This window comes from Pseudomonas sp. rhizo66, assembly GCF_031931925.1.
Lineage (GTDB): Bacteria > Pseudomonadota > Gammaproteobacteria > Pseudomonadales > Pseudomonadaceae > Aquipseudomonas.
Genome location: NZ_JAUJWZ010000013.1, coordinates 23,504 through 44,391, shown reverse-complemented (window position 1 = coordinate 44,391; position 20,888 = coordinate 23,504). Strand labels below are relative to the sequence as shown.

Below are 20,888 nucleotides of genomic sequence, written 5' to 3'. Positions count from 1 at the left end.
AAGGGTGCCAAGAAGTGCAAATTTTCACGTCTTGTAACCATTTTGTCATCACATTCAGATACCCAAAATTATGACCGACCTAGCGGATACCGATTTCACCCAACGTTTCATCTTCGATGACAGCGACACGCGCGGCGAACTGGTGGCGCTTGAACGCAGCTACGCCGAAGTCCTCGCCAAGCACCCGTACCCGGAGCCGGTGGCGCAACTGCTGGGCGAATTGATGGCGGCTGCCTCGTTGCTGGTGGGCACGCTGAAGTTCGATGGCTTGCTGATTCTGCAGGCGCGTTCCGAAGGGCCGATTCCGCTGCTGATGATCGAATGCTCCAGCGAGCGCGAGATCCGTGGCCTGGCGCGTTACAACGCCGAGCAGATCGCGGCGGACGCCACCCTCAATGATCTGATGCCGAACGGCGTTCTGGCCCTGACCGTCGACCCGACTGTTGGTCAGCGCTATCAGGGCATTGTTGATCTTGACGGCGAGACACTGTCGGACTGCTTCACCAACTATTTCGTCATGTCGCAACAGGTCGGCACCCGCTTCAAGCTCTTCGCCGACGGTCGTCGTGCCCGTGGCCTGCTGCTGCAGCAATTGCCGGCCGATCGCTTGAAGGACGAAGAAGAACGCGCCGCCAGCTGGCAGCACATCACCGCGTTGGGCAACACGCTGACCGCAGATGAAATGCTTAGCCTGGATAACGAAACCGTACTCCATCGTCTCTATCACGAAGAGCAGGTGCGCCTGTTCGATGTGCAACATTTGCGCTTCAGCTGCAGCTGCTCGCGGGAACGCTCCGGCAACGCGCTGGTCAGTCTTGGGCTTGAAGATGCGCTGGCGCTGGCAGCCGAGCAGGATGGCAAAGTCGAGATCGATTGCCAGTTTTGCAATCAGCAGTACCTGTTCGACTCGGCCGATATTGCTCAGTTGTTCGCTGGCGCAGGGGTCGACACGCCGTCAGATACCCGGCACTAAAACGGTTCAGCGCAGGTAAATTCACTGCGTAACGACGGAATTTCGCCGTTACGACGGGAGGACCCTACTCTTTTTGGGCTTTTCTGGCATAATCCGGCCCACTTTTTTCGCGGTAGTAGTGCACGACTTTCTACTACAAAACGTTTGGAGCACACTCGGCCACTGGCCGACGGGGAACCTCATGACGCAAGCCAATAACGCCGTGTACACCGATCTGAGTGTTGATGATCTGGTTAAAGAAGCCCTGCAGCGCGGTGAGGGCGAGCTTGCCGATACCGGCGCTCTGGTTGTTCGCACTGGTCACCGCACCGGTCGTTCGCCTGTTGACCGTTTCATCGTTGAAGAGCCTTCCACCCAGGCCGCTATCGCCTGGGGCCCGATCAACCGCAAGTTCCCGGCCGACAAGTTCGACGCGCTGTGGGCTCGCGTAGAAGCCTTCAACAACGCGCAAGAGCACTTTGTGTCCCACGTGCATGTAGGCGCGGCGGAAGATCACTACCTGGCCGTGAAAATGACCACCCAGACTGCCTGGCAGAATCTGTTCGGTCGTTGCCTGTTCATCAACCCGGCCCAGTACAACCCGGCCGGTCGTGAAGAGTGGCAAGTGCTCAACGTGGCCAACTTCGAGTGCGTGCCTGAGCGTGACGGCACCAACTCCGATGGTTGCGTGATCCTCAACTTCGCACAGAAGAAAGTGCTGATCGCCGGCATGCGTTACGCCGGTGAAATGAAGAAAGCCATGTTCTCCGTGCAGAACTTCCTGCTGCCGGCCGCTGACGTGCTGCCAATGCACTGCGCTGCCAACATCGGCGAAGAAGGAGACGTGACCCTGTTCTTCGGTCTGTCGGGCACCGGTAAAACCACCCTGTCGGCCGACGAAAGCCGTTACCTGATCGGTGACGACGAACACGGCTGGGGCGAAGGCGTGGTGTTCAACATCGAAGGCGGTTGCTATGCCAAGTGCATCGACCTCTCCGAGAAGAACGAGCCGGTGATCTGGAAAGCCATCAAGCACGGCGCGGTGCTGGAAAACGTTGTCATTGACGACGCCAAGCACGCCGACTACGCCGATGTCAGCCTGACCCAGAACAGCCGCGCCGCGTATCCGCTGGAGCACGTTGCCAAGCGTTCCGAGAAGAACCTGGGCGGCGAGCCAAACGCTGTGATCTTCCTGACCTGCGACCTGACCGGCGTCCTGCCGCCAGTGTCGATCCTCAACGAAGAACAAGCGGCCTACCACTTCCTGTCCGGCTACACCGCACTGGTGGGCTCGACTGAAATGGGTTCGGGCAGCGGCATCAAGTCGACCTTCTCCACCTGCTTCGGCGCACCGTTCTTCCCGCGTCCGGCCGGCGAATACGCCGAGCTGCTGATCAAGCGCATCCGCGGCTTCGGTTCGAAGGTCTACCTGGTCAACACCGGCTGGACCGGCGGCGGCTACGGCGTCGGCAAGCGCTTCAACATCCCGACCACCCGCGCAGTGATCGCCGCAATCCAGAGCGGCGCGCTGATCGGTGCAGCCACCGAGCACCTCGACACCATCAACCTCGACGTGCCACTGGCCGTACCGGGCGTTGAAACCAACCTGCTCAACCCACGCAACACCTGGGCTGACAAGGCTGCGTACGACGAGGCTGCCAAAGCACTGGCCGGTCTGTTCATCGAGAACTTCAAGAAGTTCGAAGTGAGCGACGCGATCAAGGCTGCTGGGCCGAAGTTGTAAGATTGGTTTGTTGTGAATGAAAAAGCCGCCCTTTAGGGGCGGCTTTTTTTTGAGGGACTAATACCCAATAATATTTTTTAAATCAGCGTCGAGTAAATCTTCATAGTCTGCATCGCTAACACCGAATTCATTAAATCCTTCCTTTATGTCGCTGTGCTCATGCTTGGACAACAGTTCGCGAAGCCCACTTTGAATGTTTTTTGGTTGACTGTTTATCATTATATGTAGCGTTGCTTTATGTCGCGTAAAATTGCTATGCCTATCGTAAATTTGATCGATAAGAGGCTGGATATTATTATTAAATGAGTATAGATAAAGTGCGCCTCTCCACCAACTCTGGGTCATGAGATCAATAATGTCTATTGATCTGTTTCTTTCGAGTTCCTCTGCAGCGAGTGACTCTTGAATCCTGAGGTGCCCAAAACTATAAGTATTTCCGTCGGAGGACTTTATTAAAATGTTGCAAGCATCAATCAAGTCGTTCAGAGCGCTCTGAACTACATCTGAGCCAACTCTTGATTCCAGCCCTCTTGCTAAAAAGCTTTTTAGTTCATCAGTAGTTGCTTCTCTTCGTGATCTTACATGCATTTGGAAGGCGATTTTCTGGCAACACTTCTCTAGAAAAGACTTTTCGTTTGTCGCTCTTTTTATTCCTTTGCTTTGGTCATATAGTCCGCAAAGAAGTTCAATTTTTCGCCGGTAGACGTCTGGTTCATTTTCTGGGACTGGAATTCCATTTTCGTGAAGTGTGCATATAATTGTTGCCAGAAGTGGATTTCGTGCTACTTCGAAAAGTTCATTGTTTTCTATGCATGACCACAATTCATTGCATTGACTTTCATCGGAGAGCCAACCAAATATAAATTTCTTTAATTGGTCCCTGTTGAATGGAAGTAGTGTAATTCCAAGGAACTCTATCTCGTTTATATAGCTAACGCAGTTTCGTGAGGAAGTAATTACTTGGGCTTGTGGTATGTGTTTTGGAAGTTCGGACAGAGCAGGGATTATCCAGTCTGAGTTATTTGCTGATTCGTCCAATGCATCGATTATTATTGTTACTTTCGTTTTTTTGGAAAGCGTTTCAACTAATAAATTTCTGTTTTCTGGTGTGACATCAACGTCTCTATAGAGCAGGAACGAATTTATAAGAGAGTTGAAGTGGCTTTTTTCATCAATGACTTGCGCTTTAAGATCAATACCTGCTTTTCCCAGTTTGCTCGTAACTCGGTTGAGGGGGATAAATAAAACTTCCTCAGAAGAGCTTTTGTTCTTATATAGTTTTTCAGCATAAACGTACAGTGTAGTAGATTTTCCCGCTCCAGCGTCGCCGTACAGTGCTATGTTGCAACCCGAGTCAAAGATAGTGTGGGCTGATATGTCTAGCTCATTGGCAAATGACGTGTCTTTTCTTAGTGTGACTTTGAGAGAAGCACTTTTTAAATTTTTCGTCAAATGGTCGATGCATCGAAGAACTGTGTTGGTAGTGTCGAGAATTGTCCGAGCTTCAATATTTGTAAGTGTTCTTTTGTTTAGTTGTGTCAGTTGCAATGATAAATTTTTTATTTTTGAGTTTATATCGGACTCAACGGTTTTTTCGCAGATGTCCGTTTCATAATTAGGAATGGGTAATACAGAGGAATTTAAGGTTATGATGGTTAGGTTGGCTTTTTGTAAATCTTTTGCCAAGCTACCTATATTCAACAAAGACGATTTTACTCTTTTGTCTTTGATATCTTTTATAGGTAGTTCTCGAATTTGTACCTCTATCTCTAAAAAAGATTCGCTCCAGGATAACTCTTCGATGGTTTCGATTGCTTTCTTTAGGGGAGAAAGAAACCCAGTCGGTACAGATTCTTTGCTTACTTTTGATTTGGATGTCGTAATGACAGCCGCAATTAAGTTTTTTGCTATGGATATTTCGGATGTTATTAAGGATCTTAGGGTTTGAATATTTTCTTTGTTTTGAGTTAGTTGAGCTATTATTTCTTGGTTTTCTTTTTTGTTATATTCAGATAGTTTTTTATTGTAGTTGGATTCTATATTCTGAATGCTTCCCTGAATAAGATTTTGATCGATGCATTCTTTTATCCATTTGTTAGCTTTCTTTAGCTCTTGCCACTCAAGTTCGTCATATGAGCCCTGAAAGGATTTAGAGAAGTGGATATGGCTGGAAAAGACTTCTCGGCTTTCAGTTTGGCCAACAAAAAAATTTAAGTCTGAATAATAATTTGAGTAAGTTGTTTTGGATTCAATGTGTAGTGCTCTGTAGAGCTCAACATTTGAAATATCGTAGTTCTGTAGTTTAATCGCTTGCGACAGATTGTTGTGATCTGGTTCGTAGATATCTGGCCAATATTTGTCGAGGAGGCTGGTGAGCTTCGTTTGGTCGAATATTCCAATGTTATGAAGTTTTATTTTTTCAAACTGCTCACTTAAATGTCTAGTGTCAACAGTAAATGGCGTGATCAAAAGAATTTTCGATGGCGATCTTTCGACTCCATCAGCGCAGGGGATTTTCTTTGAATAGCACAAGCTTAGCTGATGAACGATTGTTCCGAATATTTGGCTACTTGTTGATGTCCTGCTAGGTTTAAACATTTTTGATTGAATGACTGTTACTTCAATGTCATCAAACTCATTTAACTTGTAGGCTATAATATCCTTGCCCAGTTCGTATGGGCCACCATTAAAGTCTACAAATTGATATCCGATTTTCCTGAGTAAAGGGATTATTATTGTTTTGCTAAAATCGTCTTCATGTAGTTTCTGTATATTTTTAAAAAACAGCTCCTTGTTATTCATAAATAAATGCGCCGTAGAAGGATGAATGCTTTTTTACAGTCGTTTGGCGATTCATTTTAGATTTTCCCTTCGTGCATATGGCCATTACGTACGTGTTTTTAGCCTTTGTGTCAGCGTAAACCCGAAGGCATTATTTTGCCAGTACTTAGAAGCTTTAAGTTTGGTTTTAGGAACCGACCTGCTTGCTGAATGGTAGAAAAGAAAATTTCAGTTTAAAAACATGTCTATCTGTTAAAGCAGTCAAAAACTGGTGCCATCCGATCCTGCTCTTGTCTAGAGATTTTCAGCGCTCCAGCCAATGTAGGCCATTGGCCGATGGCATCTTGAAAGTGCTTAATGATTTTATTCACCTGTGAGTCGGAAACTCGAAAAACGGCAGCAACTTCCCTCGCCAACTCCAAATCCAGCGCATTGTCAGAATCAGTGATGTTCAGCTTCAACCCATCCGCATGCGCTACCGGATTCATGTCATACGCTGCCGACAAGCGCCATCCTCGGCCAGGATCCAGAATAAAACCGTGGTTCCGCAAGTGATCATCGGTGTTCGAAACGAGGATGTTGAAGACGATTCGTGACCAGAGTTCACGGAGGTCGGTATTGGGTTCCGAGCCGTGTTCCATGATTACTTCCGCCAACTCTAGATAGCTGGCGCCGGTTGAGGCGTCGTCGCCGTCGACGCGGTTGGTCATGGTCATGGCTGATGCGAAGTGATGTCGGGCGCCGCGTTCGGTTCGGTCGAAACGCTTTACCAGGAAGCAGTGGTGATCGCTTGCGTAGCGTCGGGCCATGCCGGTGGCAACACGTAGACCACAGTTGACCGCCAAAGCGTTTACTACAAATTCCCAACCACCGACATCGTAGTCATCTCTCGTACTTGGGAATTTGGCGATCCACAGTTGGCCGAACTCGTCGACGACGCTGGCTTTCGGTCTGGCGCCGCCCAGTGAGCCGCCCGGTGCGATGAGCATTCTTAGCCATTCGCGGCCCTCGCTGGCTGTGTTATCCCTATCGTTTTCCAGGGCGAGACTTGCCTGCTCTAACGCGCGTAGCTCGACAAAGGGTGGAGCTGCAACGCCGTCGCGGTCGTCGAGGAAGTTGCCTTCGTCATTGAGTTTGTAGCGAAGGGCGCCGACACGGAACAGGTCGTGGACGCCAAGCAGGTAATCGGATTCAAACAACTTGCTGTTGCTGGGGAGCAAGCCGTCGCGAATGTCCCTTTCCAATCGGCGTTTCATCAGCAGTTGGCCCCAACGATCGGGGCTCGAGTCTGCAAAGACGCCAAAGCGGCTCTGATGTTCGCCGGGGAATTGGCGGCCTTCGAAGGGGCCGATGCGCGGGTCTAGAGTTATGGAACTCAACTCGGGATCGGCCAACGCCTTAGGGTCGTACTCAAATTCGAACACGTTGGTGTTGCGTGTTTTCCTTGCGTGTAGAAATCCGAGGCGTCTGGCGCCTTTCAAGGATTCCCAGTCTGCATAAACAGCAATCAGCGTCATTCTTCACCTGTTGGGGGGCCGGCCTTTTTCTTCGTGTTCAAAAGGCTGGAGAGTGAGTGTGTGTTGAATGGGAAGTCAGCCGGAATTTTCGTGGTAGTGGCGGCATCGATAACGTTTGAAGTCCCGGCGTGTTCGGATGTGCCCTTTTTTGCCGCACTGACTGCTCGTACTCGCTGGGTTTTTTTGGCTGCGGATCTTGTTGCAGGCATTAACTGCGCATCCTGCAATTGGCGACCCATTTCATCGGATGCAGCCAGTTTGTTCAGATCCTTTTCCAGCCCCAGCACTTGCATGACCGACAAGTAGGCCCCGATGGTGACGCCTGATCCACCTGACTCCAGATGGCGCAAGGTTGTCAGCGACATGCCTGATCTTTCGGCGACCTGCTTGGCCGTCAATTTGCGGCGTAGGCGAGCCAGCTTCAGTCGTTCACCAAGGTCGACCAACAGCCGAGCAGTGGAGGGCAAAAGCGGCGCTGTTTTCTTGGCCATGTGGCAGTATTCCTTCATTTTTAAACCTTAACTGCCAGAATAATAGCACTTAAGCTGAAGAACGCTGTTTGCCGCAAGATCCCTGAAAAAAAGAAGTTAAGTGGCATTATTCCATCTGTTTTTGGCTTGTATAGCTAGAATACTGCCACTTAAACGTGAGCGCTTCCTCGAGTCAGCCCGGTTTTTGCCGGTACTTTTCGAGAACCTCCATGCGTGAGGAAAGTGGCTTTTCAGCATCGGCAGGGGTGGTTTCAAAACCTTCAATACTTAGGCTAGCCAAGTAGTTTGACCGGCGAACCTTGTCGTAATGGGCCTGCTTTTGCTGAAACGTCAAAACGCTCGTGTCAGCATTTGAGTCTGAATCGCGATGATTTTTGCGTAAGATCTCGTCCATTTCGATAACGCTTTCCATCAGCTCATCAAAGAATTTGCTCATGGTTGCTCCCATGTTTAATTACCGTTTTTTGATCGCTCTCACAGAGTGCATAAGAGCGATACGATCACTCAATTTCAGACTGGAGCCTTCCAATTGAGCATCTGCTGCTGTGCGACTTGCAGCAGGTCACAGCCATCCTGCGTCAGCAGATAGAGGGCGTGGGTGATGTGGGGGATGTCTTCGACGTCGGCTTGTCTGAAGTTGAGGCAGTAGAGGGTGCGTAGCAGGTCGCTTGAAGCGCGCAGGCGCTGAACGGCGCATTCGAGGATGTCTTGCGGGTTGGCCGTTGTGTCGATGATCAGGGGCTTGGTGTCGGTGAGGTTTGATTCGAGTGGGCGGTAGCGATCAGGGGTAAGCGGATTCCATGCTTTCATTGTTCTTCTCTCTATAGGCGTTCCAATAGCCGCCGCCATCATGACCAAACGATGGGAGGCGACTGTGTTCGGGTTGGTCAACCAGAGAGAGAGAACTCCGTGTACGCCGAAGCGTCCCAAACACAGCCGCCATAAAGCATGCCGCACAATAGATGGCGGCAAGCATACAAGGGCATGCGTAGTTTCTCTCTCTCAATTTCAGGTGACCAAACCCGAGTCGCTGATTTGGCAGCGACAGCCACGACTATAGATTTGACTTACCAAGCCGCGATAGGCGGCAACGGAGTCTAGGTTTGTAGGAACTGGACGAATAGCGGATAGGCTATTGCTGTAGGTTTTTTCGTCCGCTCACACCCCCAGCGCCATCAACCAATAATCCGATACTCCGCAACGTTTAACAGGCTCGTCGTCAGCCCCGTTGCCGGCGCGTAGATCGAACCCTTCACTGCCGAGAACGGCACCCCTTTGCTACCCAGCGAAACATAGCGCTCACCTTTATCCAGTTCGGTGAAGTAGGTGTAGGAAATGCTGTGCATCCGCTTGTAGCGCGCTTCGTCGGCGACGATGGCGCCCGTCAGGCGCAGCAGATCTGTTTCGCTCAGGTTCAGGGTTTTGTTCAGTTGTACGCCCCAGCGCTTGAGGCAGGTTTCGGCGAGGTGGCGGACGATGCGGCCAGGTTCGACCAGCGCTTTCAGGTCGCCGCTGTTGGTGGGTACACCACCGTCAGCTGTGGCGTTGCCGGCCATGGTCGCGTGGCGGCCGGCCATCGGGTAGACGCAGGTTTTAGTGCCGGTGGCGGTTTGCGGAATGACACAACTGAAACCTTTGGAGCGTTCATCGCGGGCATAGAAGGCGACATATTCTTTGACGTTGGCGCCAAGTTTGACGCGCGCATCCTGGAAGTTGCCGATTCCTGGTACCGGATCAAGGGCAAATATATTCACCGGGATATTATTCAGTTCGTGATCATTGAGCATCGCATTGGCCAGCATATGGCAACTTACACCCCCTCGGCTCCAGCCCACCAGATTGACCTGAGTGGGAATAACGCCATCCTTGCGAAATGTCTTGATGATCTGCTCCTGTAACTTCTGTTGGGTCACGCTGCGATCACCGTAGTTATATTTGCGCCAGAACCACGAACCCTCGACTTTTACGTCTTCAATAGGAATGCCAGCGGCTTTGAGGCGGTTGTATTCAGTCTCGGTCAGTTGCTCGCGCTGCCAGTCGCATTTGCCCTTGATAATATTGAGGGCATGCTGCACGTTTTCCTCCCAGCCTTTGCCGAACAGCGTGCCCGTAAGGCCGTACTCCTTGGTTTTGGTGAACAGATCGTCAGCTTGCAGGTTGCCGCTGCCGGGTCCGTCGACGACGATCCATTCGGCGAACTCGCGGCCGGTGTGGTTGGCAGCCAGCGTGGAAACCAATTCACCGTCCCAGAAGTTTTCATGGGCGGTATCGAACTTGTTGGAACCCGTACCGCAAAAAAATATAGTTAGAACTGTCATGCTGTTGCTCTCGTTTAGTTGTAAGAGCGAACAAGTTAGTGTGGGCTGCATGTATAAATAAAGCGTGTTGGTGTTTCCGTATTTGTAGCGGGATTAGTTGTATGTTGTTTGGGGCGATTTTTGTTTGGCAACTTCAAGCAAGTCACAGCCATCCTGAACCAGCAAATAAAGCGCGTTAACGATGTTGGGAATATCTTTCACATCAGCCTGTTTGAAACATAGGCAATAGAGTGTCTCCAGCAAGTCCCCGGCCGCGCGAAGGCGCTGATCGGCGGCATTGATCAGGTCAGTCTGGCTGGAGTGGCTGTCGATAAGCAGTACCGGGTTTTCGCTGTAGCAAGTCTTGAGGGGGCGGTAGCGGTTGATCATGGTCAGGCGTGTCCTGTTCGAAGGCGCTGGAGCGGGCCGGTGCAGTGTTTGCAGCCGCGCCGGCCACTATAGAAGGGCGTTTCTCTGTGGGACAAGACAGCCGCAATGGACAGTATTCGTAGGGGTTTTTCCGTGTTTTGAGGAAATGCCCTACGTGTTTTCGCAGCTTTTTCAGGCCAAAACCCTTAGGCGTAATAATTCCTACATGTTTGTCAGGCGATTCGCGGTAAACCGCTGTATCGTGCGCGCCAGAATCTGTAGGGCGTTTCCAAACGTCTGACACGCGCTTAAAGGGAATTAGGTATGCACTGGCTACGAATGGCCGCGATTTTATTGCTCGGGCTGAGCACTTGCCGTTGGACCATGGCCTCTGACATTGGCAATGCATGGGTGCTGGACCGTCTCGATCGCACCGATTGGCCGGAGGCAATCATCAGCCAAGCGAGCATGGACACGGCGTCGCGCGGGGAGGTGTTGATGTTCGCCAAAGCCCTGTTGGCCAGTGAAGCACTGGATGAAGAAGGGCTTGAGCAGCGACTCGGTGTGCCCCACGTGCAACTGAAGTCGATTCGCCGCGTGCGTGACGGCCTCTGGGAGGGGTTGTTGAGCACCTATCGCAACGCCAGCCAGAACTGTGATGAACAACCGTTCTGCCCGCGCGTGCGCAGCGTCGCTGACCTGCGGCAGTTGGCGGCGGCATTCACTGGCGACATCAGTCCGGCCCATGCGCTGTGGGCGAGCAAAAGCCAAAACGTCCATGAGCAGATGCTGAATGAGCAGTTGCGGGTGGCGGTGTTGCACCCCTGAACCTCCGGTGTTGTGTTGTTCTGACCGGCCTCTTCGCGAGCAGGCTCGCTCCCACAGGGACCGTGGCAATCAAGTAATCGCTGTATCATTCCGAATCGATTTGGCCCCGACCTTTTCTCGACTCGCTGCGATCGCCCGCTAGGCTGTTGGCATGGCAGCAGTCAATGGAGTGACAGCGAATGCACAACACCCTGGAACAGGTTTTTGGTTTTCCACAGTTTCGACCCGGGCAAGAGGCCGCGATCAGCGCGGTGCTGGCCGGGCGCTCGGCGGCGGCGATTTTTCCCACCGGTTCCGGCAAGTCGATTTGCTATCAATTGCCGGCGCTGATGCTGCCGCACCTGACATTGGTGGTCTCGCCGTTACTGGCGCTGATGCAGGATCAGTTGGCGTTTTTGCAGCGACACGGTATTTCCGCTGGCAGCATTGATTCAGCGCAGAGCCGCGATGACGCCAATGACGTGATGGCCCGCGCCCGCTCAGGTGAACTGAAGATTCTGATGATCTCGGTGGAGCGCTTGAAGAACGAGCGCTTCCGCAACTTTTTGCAGCAAGTGCCGATCTCGTTGCTGGTGGTCGACGAGGCGCATTGCATCTCGGAATGGGGCCACAACTTCCGTCCTGACTATCTAAAACTGCCGGACTACCAACGCCAGTTCAACATCCCGCAAACCTTGCTACTGACGGCCACGGCAACGCCGAAAGTCATCGCCGACATGCAGGCCAAATTCGCTATCGCCGACGCTGACGTGGTGACTACCGGCTTCTATCGGCCCAACCTCAATCTGTTGGTCGAACCGGTGCGCGGCCAGGACAAGCGGCGGCGTCTGGTGGAGTGGATGGCCGAGCGGCCAGGGCAGCCAAGCATCGTCTATGTGACCTTGCAGAAAACCGCCGAACACATCGCCGAACACCTTGAGCGTAACGGCATTCAGGCCGAGGCGTATCACGCAGGTCTGGCCCACGACAAACGCGAGGCGATCCAGAAGCGCTTCATGGCTGGGCAGTCCAATTGCATCGTCGCGACGATCGCTTTCGGTATGGGCATCGACAAGAGTGATATCCGCAACGTCGTGCACTTTGATCTGCCCAAATCCATCGAAAACTACAGTCAGGAAATTGGCCGCGCCGGGCGCGACGGGCAGCCATCCGACTGTTTGGTATTGGCCAATCGCGACAGCCTCAATGTGCTGGAAAACTTCGTATACGGCGATACGCCGGAGCGTGACGGCATCCGCTATGTGCTCGACGAACTGAAGGCATCGGCACCAGAAGGGCAGTGGGAGTTTCTGCTCGGGCCGCTGGCGGATCAGAGCAACATTCGCGCACTGCCGCTGAAGACCTTGCTGGTGCAACTGGAACTGCGCGGTTTGATCGCACCGCGCTACGCCTACTACGCCGAATACCGTTTCAAATACCTGCTGGAACCCGAAGTGCTGCTTGAACGTTTTGAGGGTGAGCGCAGGGATTTCGTCGCTGCAATCATTCAGACCTCGACCCGCGCGCGCACCTGGGCCACAGTGAATTTCGAGTCGATGTATTCGCAATATTCCGCCGAGCGCAATCGGGTAGTGAAGGCGCTGGATTACTTCCAGGAAAAGGGTTGGGTCGAGCTGGAAAGCAAGCAAATGACCGAGGTCTACAGCCTGCTGAACAGCGACTTCGACAGCGATGTCCTGAGTGCCGAGCTGCATGAATATTTCACCCGACATGAGCAGGCCGAAGTGGCGCGCATCCACGCGATGCTTGAGGTATTCGCCACCGAACGCTGCTTGGGTTATCGCCTGGCCGAGTATTTCGGTGATCACAATGCGCCCGAGCAGTGTGGGCATTGTTCGGTGTGCCACGGGCAGGTTGCGCGGCTGCCGGCACCACCGGAGTTGCCAGCGCTTGTGGATAAAAACTTCGCGGCGCTGTGCGGCGATTTTATCCACAGGCATGAGCAGCACACCGGGTTGATTCCAACGGCGGAACGGCTGACGCGATTTTTGTGCGGGATCAGCGTGCCGTTGTTTACCAGGCTCAAGGCGCGAACGATTACCGGGTTTGCGGGGCTGGAGGAGTATCCCTATGCGGAAGTCCGCAGTTGGGCGCAAGAGCACCTCTGATCCTTGTAGGAGCTGCCGAAGGCTGCGATCTTTTGATGTTGATTTGTTCAAGATCAAAAGATCGCAGCCTTCGGCAGCTCCTACATTAAGTGTCATCAAGTCTGGGGCTCTATCCATCCGCTGAATGTCGATCATCACGGTAATAAACTTCAAAATCCGTTATTGGCTGACTATGGTGAGACCAGTCTTTGGATCGCCAACAAGAGAACAACATGAGCCAGACATCCTTCGATATTCAGCAGGCCGCGGTGATTGGCGCGGGCACCATGGGCCGCGGCATTGTCATGTGCCTGGCCAATGCCGGCGTGACCGTGCAATGGGTGGATAACAATCCACAGATGCTTGAACAGGCCCTCGCCACTGTGGCCGAGACTTATGCACACAACGTGCGTCAGGGGCGGATTGATCAGGCCGAGGCGGATGCGCGTATCGCACGGGTGAGTACGGCGGCGGATTATGCGGCGATTCGCAATGTCGACCTGGTGATCGAGGCGGTGTACGAAAATCTTGAGCTGAAGCAGAAGATCTTTCGTGAGCTGGATGGTTTGCTCAAGCCTGAAGCCTTGTTGGCGAGCAATACCTCGGCGCTGGACATCGATGCGATTGCTGCGGCGACGAGGCGTCCGGAGCAAGTGCTGGGCCTGCATTTCTTCAGCCCGGCGCACATCATGAAACTGCTGGAAATCGTTCGCGGTGCGCAAACCTCTGCGGCGGTGCTGGAGGCTGCACTGGCGCTGGGCAAACGCATGGGCAAGGTCAGTGTGGTGTCGGGGAACTGCCACGGTTTTATCGGCAATCGCATGCTGCATCCGTATGTGCTGGAGGCGCGCAAGATGTTGCTTGAGGGCGCTTATCCACAGCAGGTCGACGCGGCGCTGCAAGGTTTCGGTTTTGCCATGGGGCCGTTTCGCATGTACGACGTGGTTGGCATCGATCTGGAGTGGCGTGCCCGCGAGTTGGCCGGCAAGGGCCAGGATGCGCCAGAGGTTCAGGTGGATAACCGCTTGTGCGAGCTGGGCCGGTTTGGACAGAAGTCTGGCAACGGTTACTACCATTACGAGCCGGGCAGTCGTCAGGCCGAGCACGATCCTGAGGTCGATGCGCTGGTATTGCAGGTCAGCGAAGGGCTGGGCTTCCAGCGCCGCGAGATCGGTCCGGAGGAGATTCTGGAGCGCTGCCTGCTGGCTCTGGTCAACGAAGGCGCGAAGGTTTTGCAGGAGGGCATTGCCGCGTCAGCGCACGACATTGATCTGGTGTACCTGAACGGCTACGGGTTCCCGGCGGACAAGGGCGGGCCGATGGCCTGGGCGGATCAGCAAGGACTGGCCGATATTCATCAGCGCTTGCTGGCGCTGGAGACGCGTCAGGGCGATCAGTGGAAACCGGCGCGGTTGATTGGTGAGTTGGCGGCGCAGGGTAGGCGGTTTGCTCAGGATTAGTGTTGAAGTCAAAATCTTACCCCCTCACCCCAGCCCTCTTCCCCAAGGGGGCGAGGGGGAAAGGGAGCCGATCTCTGTGCCTTTCGCGTTCGGCTCGGCAATTCAGGTCGGTGTATTTCGAGAGAACACCTCGGTCAGTCCCCTCTACCTCTGGGAGAGGGCTAGGGTGAGGGCAAGCAGCCTCACTGAAAAAACAGGAGAATCAGCCCAACCATGTCCACCCCTCAACGCACCGACTACTCACACTTCCAGCCCATCACCACACGCTGGCACGACAACGATGCTTACGGTCACGTCAACAACGTCACCTACTACAGCTTCTTCGACACGGCGGTGAACACCTACCTGATTCAAGTCGGTGGTCTGGATATTCATGATGGCGAGGTGGTGGGATTTGTGGTCAGTTCGGCGTGCGATTACTTCGCTTCAATTGCCTTTCCGGATCTGATCGAGATCGGTCTGCGGGTCGGCAAGCTGGGCAACAGTTCGGTGCAATACGAATTGGCGGTGTTCAAGGTGGGAGAGAGCGAGGCCTGCGCGGCCGGGCGCTTCGTTCACGTATTCGTCGATCGGACGAGTAACCAGCCAGTGCCGATTCCCGCCAAGCTGCGGCAGGCACTGGAATACCTTGTGGTTTAAAAAAAGCAAAAAAATCGCAGCCCTCGGGCTGCGATTTTTGTTCAAGCATCCGCCTTAACGATGGCGATAGTACTTGTGATGCTTGCGGTGGCCGTAGGCATGGCCGCGACCTGGATGGCCGTCGCGGTAGTAGCGACGATCATCATGGCGACGGTCATAGCGACGATCATCGTCATCGCTTTTGTTACCCATATAGTTACCCAGCGCGCCACCGGCGCCGCCACCTGCTGCGGAGCCGATCAGGCTGCCGGTGGTGCCGCCCATGCTGCGGCCGACCACGTTACCGCCGGCTGCGCCCAGCGCACCACCGATGGCGGCTTCGCCACGGCTGCGTTTGTCGGCGCCGACCGCGCTACCACCCGCGCCGCCCAGGGCTGCGCCAATGGTGGAACCTGTATTGCCGCCTAAGGACTGACCGACGACCGAGCCAAGAACCCCGCCCAATGCGCCGCCCACACCTGCTTCGGTGGTGCCGCCTGCAGAAGCAAAACCACTGACCAGGCCAAGGGACAACAAGAGAATCGAGGAGAACTTCATAGATGAGCCTCAAAGGGATGACGGCGCCGATCCTGAGGCTGTGTAACAAGGCTGACAATCGAAATCCGACGAATAACACGACTTGTATACAATTTTGCAAGTTGCTGTTTTTTCAGCGGAACTTAACTGATTTTCGCCGGTCTTTAGCTACTTCGGACAGGCCGCTTTTGTGAAAAAGCGGCCTTTTTTGTGGGCGTTTGAAAAGTGCTAGCCGGAAGAGGTTTATTGAATGTCCCACCGCTTTCGCGAGCAGGCTCGCTCCCACAGTTGATCGGGTTCATGCAAAAAAATCGCGATCCATGTGGGAGCGAGCTTGCTCGCGAATAGGCCGGTACTGACACCGCTTCAGGCGGATTTAGCCATGATCAACCCAGTCTCACTCGCCGCTTCCAACCGAATCGCAATGAACTTCGACGTCGGTGTATGGCTGCCATCCCCGGTGCTTTCCAGCGGCACCAGCGGGTTCACTTCCGGGTAATACGCCGCCGCTTGTCCGGCGGGAATATCAAACGCCAGCAGCGTAAAGCCTTTAACGCGACGCTCGCGGCCATCGTCCCATATCGAAACGATGTCGGCTTTCTGCCCCGGACGGAAGCCCAGACGAATGATGTCCGCTTCGTTGGCAAACAATACATCGCGCTGGCCTTTCACCCCGCGATAACGGTCGTCGAGGCCATAAATCGTGGTGTTGTACTGATCGTGAGAGCGCATCGATTGCAGGATCAGATCCGGCAGTTGCCCGGTGGCGCGGGTGCGTTCGTGCACCAGATCTTTCGGCAGCATGTTCGCGCGGAAATTGGCGCGGCCCGACGGCGTGTTCCACTTGCGCGCGCCAGCGCTGTTGCCGAGGTAGAAGCCGCCCGGGTTCTTGATCTTCTCGTTGAATTCTTTGAAGTTGGGAATGGTATCGGCGATCAGTTCGCGGATGCGTCCGTAATCGGCCACCAGCCAGTTCCAGTCCACCGGTTTGCTGCCCAGCGTGGCGGCGGCGATACCGGCGATGATCGACGGCTCCGAGCGCATCTGGTTCGACAGTGGCTGCAACTGACCGTTGGAGGCGTGAACCATGCTGAACGAGTCTTCCACGGTGACCGCTTGCGGGCCTTCGGTCTGGATATCAATGTCGGTCCGGCCGAGGCACGGCAGGATCAGCGCGTCTTTACCGTGAGCCAGGTGGCTACGGTTGAGTTTGGTGCTGATTTGTACGGTCAGGTCGCAATTGCTCAGAGCGGCAAACGTGCGCGGACTGTCCGGCGTGGCTTGGGCGAAGTTGCCACCCAGACCGATAAAGACTTTGGCGCGACCTTCAGCCATCGCGTGGATCGCTTCGACCACGTTGTGGCCGTTGTGGCGCGGCACTTTGAACTGGAAGCGTCGTTCCAGCGAATCGAGAAACGCCACCGGCGGACGCTCGTTGATGCCCATGGTGCGGTCGCCCTGCACGTTACTGTGGCCGCGCACCGGGCACAGGCCTGCGCCGGGTTTGCCGATGTTGCCGCGCAGCAACATCAGGTTGGCGATTTCCTGAATCGTCGGCACCGAGTGGCGATGCTGGGTGATGCCCATCGCCCAGCACATGATCACGTTCTTGCCCTTGGCGTACATGCGCGCAGCTTGCTCGATTTCTACGAGGGTCAGGCCGGATTGCTCGACGATCTGTTCCCATGGCGTGTCATCGACCACGCCCAGGTACTCGAGCACGTTGGCGCTGTGGGCATTGAGGAAGTCGTGATCGAACACCGCAGGCTCGCCAGCCTTCTGTGCATCGCGCTCCCACTGCAGGAGGAACTTGGCCATGCCGCGCAGCAGCGCCATGTCGCCACCGAGTGCCGGGCGGAAATACGCGGTGTTGGTCGGCTTGTCACCGTTGGTGAGCATTTCGATCGGGTGTTGCGGATGCTGGAAGCGTTCCAGACCCCGCTCTTTCAGCGGGTTGATGCACACCACTTGCGCGCCGCGTTTCACCGCTTCACGCAGTGGTTCGAGCATGCGCGGGTGGTTAGTGCCCGGGTTCTGGCCCCAGACGAAAATCGCATCGGCGTGTTCGAAATCGTCGAAGGTCACGGTGCCTTTGCCGACGCCGACACTTTGCGCCAACGCCACACCGCTGGCTTCGTGGCACATGTTCGAGCAGTCAGGAAAGTTGTTGGTGCCGTAAGCGCGCACGAACAGTTGATACAGGTACGCCGCCTCGTTGCTGGCACGACCCGAGGTGTAGAACTCGGCCAGATCCGGGCTCGGCAGGCTTTGCAGGTGTTTGGCGATCAGCGTGTAGGCGTCATCCCAACTGATCGGTTTGTAACGATCGGTTTCGGCGTCATAAACCATTGGCTCGGTCAGACGGCCCTGGTACTCGAGCCAGTAGTCGCTCTGCTCCAGCAGAGAGGTCACGCTGTGTTTGGCGAAGAACCTGGCATCCACGCGACGCTTGGTCGCTTCCCAGTTCACCGCTTTCGCGCCGTTCTCGCAGAACTTGACCATGCCGCTTTCCGGCGAATCGCCCCACGCGCAACCCGGGCAGTCGAAACCGCCGTTCTGGTTGGTCTTGAGCATCATGCGCAGGTTCTTCAGGGCGTTGTCGCTGGTCAACCAGGCCTGGGCCACACTGATCAGCGCACCCCAGCCGCCGGCGGCACCTTTGTAAGGCTTGTAGCGCGGGACAGGTTTCTGGTCGGCTTGATGATGTTGGCTCACGCTTGATTCTCCATCGCGGGGCTGTACACCCGCGGCGCACTTTTCTGCGGCAGGTGGATGAGATTGAGGTTGTGTCGACGGGCCCATTGCACGGCAAGGCCCGTGGGCGCGGACAGGCTGACCAGAGTCTGGATGCCGGCGCGCAAGACTTTCTGGATCAATTCGAGGCTGCAACGGCTGGTGACAATCGCCAGTCCGCCTTCAGTGGAAATCTTCTGGCGGATCAGCCCGCCGATCAGTTTGTCGAGGGCGTTATGTCTGCCGATGTCTTCGCGCCCAAACAGCAATTCGCCGCTGGCGTTCATGAACACCGCCGCATGCACCGCGCCGCAATGCTGACCCAAAGGCTGAAACGCGCCGATACGCTGACGTAAACCGTCCAGCCATTCGATCGGTGGCAGCGGCGCGCCGGGCAAGACCTTGAGATCAGGCAGTGCCTGCTCCACCGCTTCAACGCCACACAAGCCGCAACCGCTGGTGCCGGCCATTTGCCGACGTTGTTGCTTGAGATTCCAGAACGCGCGATTGGCGATGGTCACTTGCGCGTATTGCGCGGAGCCTGCACCGGTCAATTGCAGGTCGTAAATGTCGGTGGCGTCGATAATGATGCCGCTGCCGAGGCTGAAACCGACGATAAAGTCTTCCAGGTCGGTCGGCGTCACCAGCATCACCGCCTGACTGATGCCGTTGTAGGCAATCGCCAACGCGACTTCCTCGGCCAGCGCAGTGCTGGCCGATTCCTCGCGGGGTAGATCGCTGTAACTGTAGGTCTGGCTGGCAGCGGGCGCGGGCGTTTCAAGTGCAGGCGCCGCGCAGGCTGGGCGCTTGGCGTTCATGGCATCACCGACGGTTTGAACAACGTTAAGACTAGGCGCGGCAAGTTGTCGCGTCTAATCGCTAGTGTCGATCTATCGATAGATGCCGTTGATCAAGGCGCCGTTGGCGATTTCTGATACAGCGCAAAACACGCCTCGGCGAGCGCCGAGCGTGGCGCCCCGCGCCGCATGATCAAGCCCAGCGGGGCGAGGGTCTGAGCGTTTTCGATGGGCTGCAGGCGCAGGTGGTCGGTGAGTTTTTCCAGCCCTCCGTCAAGCGGCATGATCGCGCAGCAGAACCCGCCGTGTACGGCTTGTAACAATTGATGCACGGCGTCGGTTTGCAGCAACGGTTGCGGAGTCAGGCCACGGCTGTGGAAATTGTGGTCGATGGACTGACGAAAGTGCATGCCGCTGGTGAGCATGCCCAGCGGCAGTTCGATCAGCGACGCCCAACTCAAGGGTTCGTCGCCAAATGTAAACGAGCGCTGATCGTAGAGCAGGCCCATGCGCGTTTCACTGAAGGCCAGGGACTCGAAGCGCTCGTTATCCAGGCGCTCGAGATACGACACGCCGAGATCGATGCGATTGTTCGCCAATTGCTCAAGAATCTGCTCCGAACTCAGCGCCGACATCTCAAAACGCAAGTTCGGGTGGGCGCTGTGCAGGCGTTGCATCAACGGCAGTGGATCGAAACTCGACAGCGGCACCACGCCTAGGCGCAACGTGCCGATCAGGTTGCCGCGACATGCCGCCGCTTCCGCGTGCAAACCGTCATATGCCGCCATCACCGAACGTGCCCACGCCAGCACGCGCTCGCCCGGCGCGGTGAAACCTTCGAAGCGCTGGCCACGGTTGACCAGCGGCAGGTCGAGTTCTTCTTCAAGACTGCGCAGGCGCATCGACAGCGTTGGCTGAGTGATATGGCAACGCGCGGCGGCCTGGCCGAAGTGGCGGGTTTCGTCGAGGGCGATGAGGAATTTCAGTTGCTTGATGTCCATCTTCGCTCCGGGCGCTGGCAGGGGTGGGAGATTCTACCGCTTGCGCGGTGGCAGGGTCATTGGTCGGCTTGGAACCGGGTTTGTCTGAGGTGGTCTAGGCTTGGACGACTGACCCTTTATTCCATGGAGAGAACCACGATGAGTCTTTTAAGTTTTGTAAAAGAAGCCGGTGAGAAGCTGATCGATCTGCTGACCCCGGGCAACGCCAATGCCAGTGAGCAGTTGAAGGAACACATCAGCAAGGTCGGCTTGGGCAATCCGAATGTGCAGGCGACGGTGGATGGCGACAAAGTGACCGTCGCCGGCGAAGTTGCGAGTCAGGAAGAGAAAGAGAAGATTTTGCTGGCGGTAGGCAATATTGAAGGTGTCGGCAGCGTTGATGATCAGATCACGGTGACTGGTCCGGTGGTGGCGGCAGCAAAGTTTGTCGTGGTGAAAAAAGGCGACACCCTCAGCGCGATTTCCCTCGCTGTGTATGGCAACGCCAACCAGTACAACAAGATATTCGAGGCCAACAAGCCGCTGCTGTCGCATCCGGACAAGATCTATCCAGGGCAGACCCTGCGTATTCCTGAGTAACACAAACCCTCTGTAGGAGCTGCCGAAGGCTGCGATCTTTTGATCTTGTTTGTAAAAAATCAAAATCAAAAGATCGCAGCCTTCGGCAGCTCCTACA

The 20,888-nt window shown here is 54.9% G+C and carries 18 protein-coding genes; 7 read left to right on the top strand and 11 right to left on the bottom strand.

All coding sequences use genetic code 11. The features are described 5' to 3' along the window. Positions 1 to 70: 70 nt before the first annotated feature. Both hslO and QZR14_RS16575 read left to right on the top strand, forming a co-directional pair. The gene (gene hslO / locus QZR14_RS16580) at positions 71 to 973 is read left to right on the top strand and encodes an Hsp33 family molecular chaperone HslO (protein ID WP_311997139.1); all 903 of its coding nucleotides are present in this window, start codon (positions 71 to 73) and stop codon (positions 971 to 973) included. A gap of 181 nt (positions 974 to 1,154) precedes the next feature. Next, a complete protein-coding gene (locus QZR14_RS16575; protein ID WP_123449451.1) occupies positions 1,155 to 2,696 on the top strand; it encodes a phosphoenolpyruvate carboxykinase in 1,542 nt (513 codons plus the stop codon). Positions 2,697 to 2,753: 57 nt separating this feature from the next. Here QZR14_RS16575 and QZR14_RS16570 read toward each other — a convergent pair whose 3' ends face one another. The 7 genes from QZR14_RS16570 to QZR14_RS16540 form a co-directional block, all read right to left on the bottom strand. Then, positions 2,754 to 5,498, bottom strand: a complete 2,745-nt coding sequence (locus tag QZR14_RS16570; RefSeq protein WP_311997138.1) for an NACHT domain-containing protein — start codon at positions 5,496 to 5,498, stop codon at positions 2,754 to 2,756. A 224-nt stretch (positions 5,499 to 5,722) separates the two neighbouring features. Further along, a complete protein-coding gene (locus QZR14_RS16565) occupies positions 5,723 to 6,994 on the bottom strand; it encodes a type II toxin-antitoxin system HipA family toxin (RefSeq protein WP_311997137.1) in 1,272 nt (423 codons plus the stop codon). Next, a complete protein-coding gene (locus tag QZR14_RS16560) occupies positions 6,991 to 7,485 on the bottom strand; it encodes a helix-turn-helix domain-containing protein (protein ID WP_311997135.1) in 495 nt (164 codons plus the stop codon). The genes QZR14_RS16565 and QZR14_RS16560 overlap by 4 nt, the downstream gene beginning before the upstream one ends. A gap of 172 nt (positions 7,486 to 7,657) precedes the next feature. Further along, on the bottom strand, positions 7,658 to 7,819 hold the full coding sequence (locus QZR14_RS16555) for a YhfG family protein (RefSeq protein ID WP_230669414.1): 162 nt from the start codon (positions 7,817 to 7,819) through the stop codon (positions 7,658 to 7,660). Positions 7,820 to 7,995: 176 nt separating this feature from the next. After that, a complete protein-coding gene (locus tag QZR14_RS16550) occupies positions 7,996 to 8,295 on the bottom strand; it encodes a hypothetical protein (RefSeq protein ID WP_311997134.1) in 300 nt (99 codons plus the stop codon). A gap of 365 nt (positions 8,296 to 8,660) precedes the next feature. Beyond that, positions 8,661 to 9,803 (bottom strand): hypothetical protein, encoded by a 1,143-nt coding sequence (locus tag QZR14_RS16545; RefSeq protein ID WP_311997133.1) that lies wholly within the window; start codon positions 9,801 to 9,803, stop codon positions 8,661 to 8,663. Positions 9,804 to 9,896: 93 nt separating this feature from the next. Next, entirely contained in the window at positions 9,897 to 10,172 is a 276-nt protein-coding gene (locus tag QZR14_RS16540) for a hypothetical protein (protein WP_250606419.1), read from the bottom strand. A 303-nt stretch (positions 10,173 to 10,475) separates the two neighbouring features. Here QZR14_RS16540 and QZR14_RS16535 point away from each other — a divergent pair, with 303 nt between their 5' ends. The 4 genes from QZR14_RS16535 to QZR14_RS16520 all read left to right on the top strand — a co-directional run bounded on the left by QZR14_RS16535 (position 10,476) and on the right by QZR14_RS16520 (position 15,165). Further along, the gene (locus QZR14_RS16535) at positions 10,476 to 10,979 is read left to right on the top strand and encodes a polysaccharide deacetylase (protein ID WP_250606418.1); all 504 of its coding nucleotides are present in this window, start codon (positions 10,476 to 10,478) and stop codon (positions 10,977 to 10,979) included. Positions 10,980 to 11,158: 179 nt separating this feature from the next. Continuing rightward, entirely contained in the window at positions 11,159 to 13,087 is a 1,929-nt protein-coding gene (locus QZR14_RS16530; protein WP_250606417.1) for a RecQ family ATP-dependent DNA helicase, read from the top strand. 212 nt (positions 13,088 to 13,299) lie between these two features. Next, positions 13,300 to 14,526: a 3-hydroxyacyl-CoA dehydrogenase gene (locus QZR14_RS16525; protein ID WP_311997132.1), complete on the top strand. Its 1,227-nt coding sequence runs from the start codon at positions 13,300 to 13,302 to the stop codon at positions 14,524 to 14,526. A 213-nt stretch (positions 14,527 to 14,739) separates the two neighbouring features. Continuing rightward, entirely contained in the window at positions 14,740 to 15,165 is a 426-nt protein-coding gene (locus QZR14_RS16520; RefSeq protein ID WP_250606415.1) for an acyl-CoA thioesterase, read from the top strand. A 54-nt stretch (positions 15,166 to 15,219) separates the two neighbouring features. On the opposite strand, the gene QZR14_RS16515 is transcribed toward QZR14_RS16520, so the two are convergent. The 4 genes from QZR14_RS16515 to QZR14_RS16500 form a co-directional block, all read right to left on the bottom strand. Beyond that, complete coding sequence (locus tag QZR14_RS16515; protein WP_007909074.1) at positions 15,220 to 15,702, bottom strand: glycine zipper domain-containing protein; 483 nt, start codon at positions 15,700 to 15,702, stop codon at positions 15,220 to 15,222. A 345-nt stretch (positions 15,703 to 16,047) separates the two neighbouring features. Further along, positions 16,048 to 18,396, bottom strand: a complete 2,349-nt coding sequence (locus QZR14_RS16510) for an FdhF/YdeP family oxidoreductase (protein ID WP_311997131.1) — start codon at positions 18,394 to 18,396, stop codon at positions 16,048 to 16,050. Next, the gene (gene fdhD / locus QZR14_RS16505) at positions 18,393 to 19,232 is read right to left on the bottom strand and encodes a formate dehydrogenase accessory sulfurtransferase FdhD (protein WP_250606413.1); all 840 of its coding nucleotides are present in this window, start codon (positions 19,230 to 19,232) and stop codon (positions 18,393 to 18,395) included. Before fdhD ends, QZR14_RS16510 begins: the two co-directional genes overlap by 4 nt. Before the next feature lie 92 nt (positions 19,233 to 19,324). Then, complete coding sequence (locus QZR14_RS16500; RefSeq protein WP_250606412.1) at positions 19,325 to 20,212, bottom strand: LysR family transcriptional regulator; 888 nt, start codon at positions 20,210 to 20,212, stop codon at positions 19,325 to 19,327. A gap of 138 nt (positions 20,213 to 20,350) precedes the next feature. Between QZR14_RS16500 and lysM the strand changes: the two genes are divergently transcribed. Further along, positions 20,351 to 20,791: a peptidoglycan-binding protein LysM gene (lysM, locus tag QZR14_RS16495; protein WP_311997130.1), complete on the top strand. Its 441-nt coding sequence runs from the start codon at positions 20,351 to 20,353 to the stop codon at positions 20,789 to 20,791. The last annotated feature ends 97 nt before the right edge of the window (positions 20,792 to 20,888 follow it).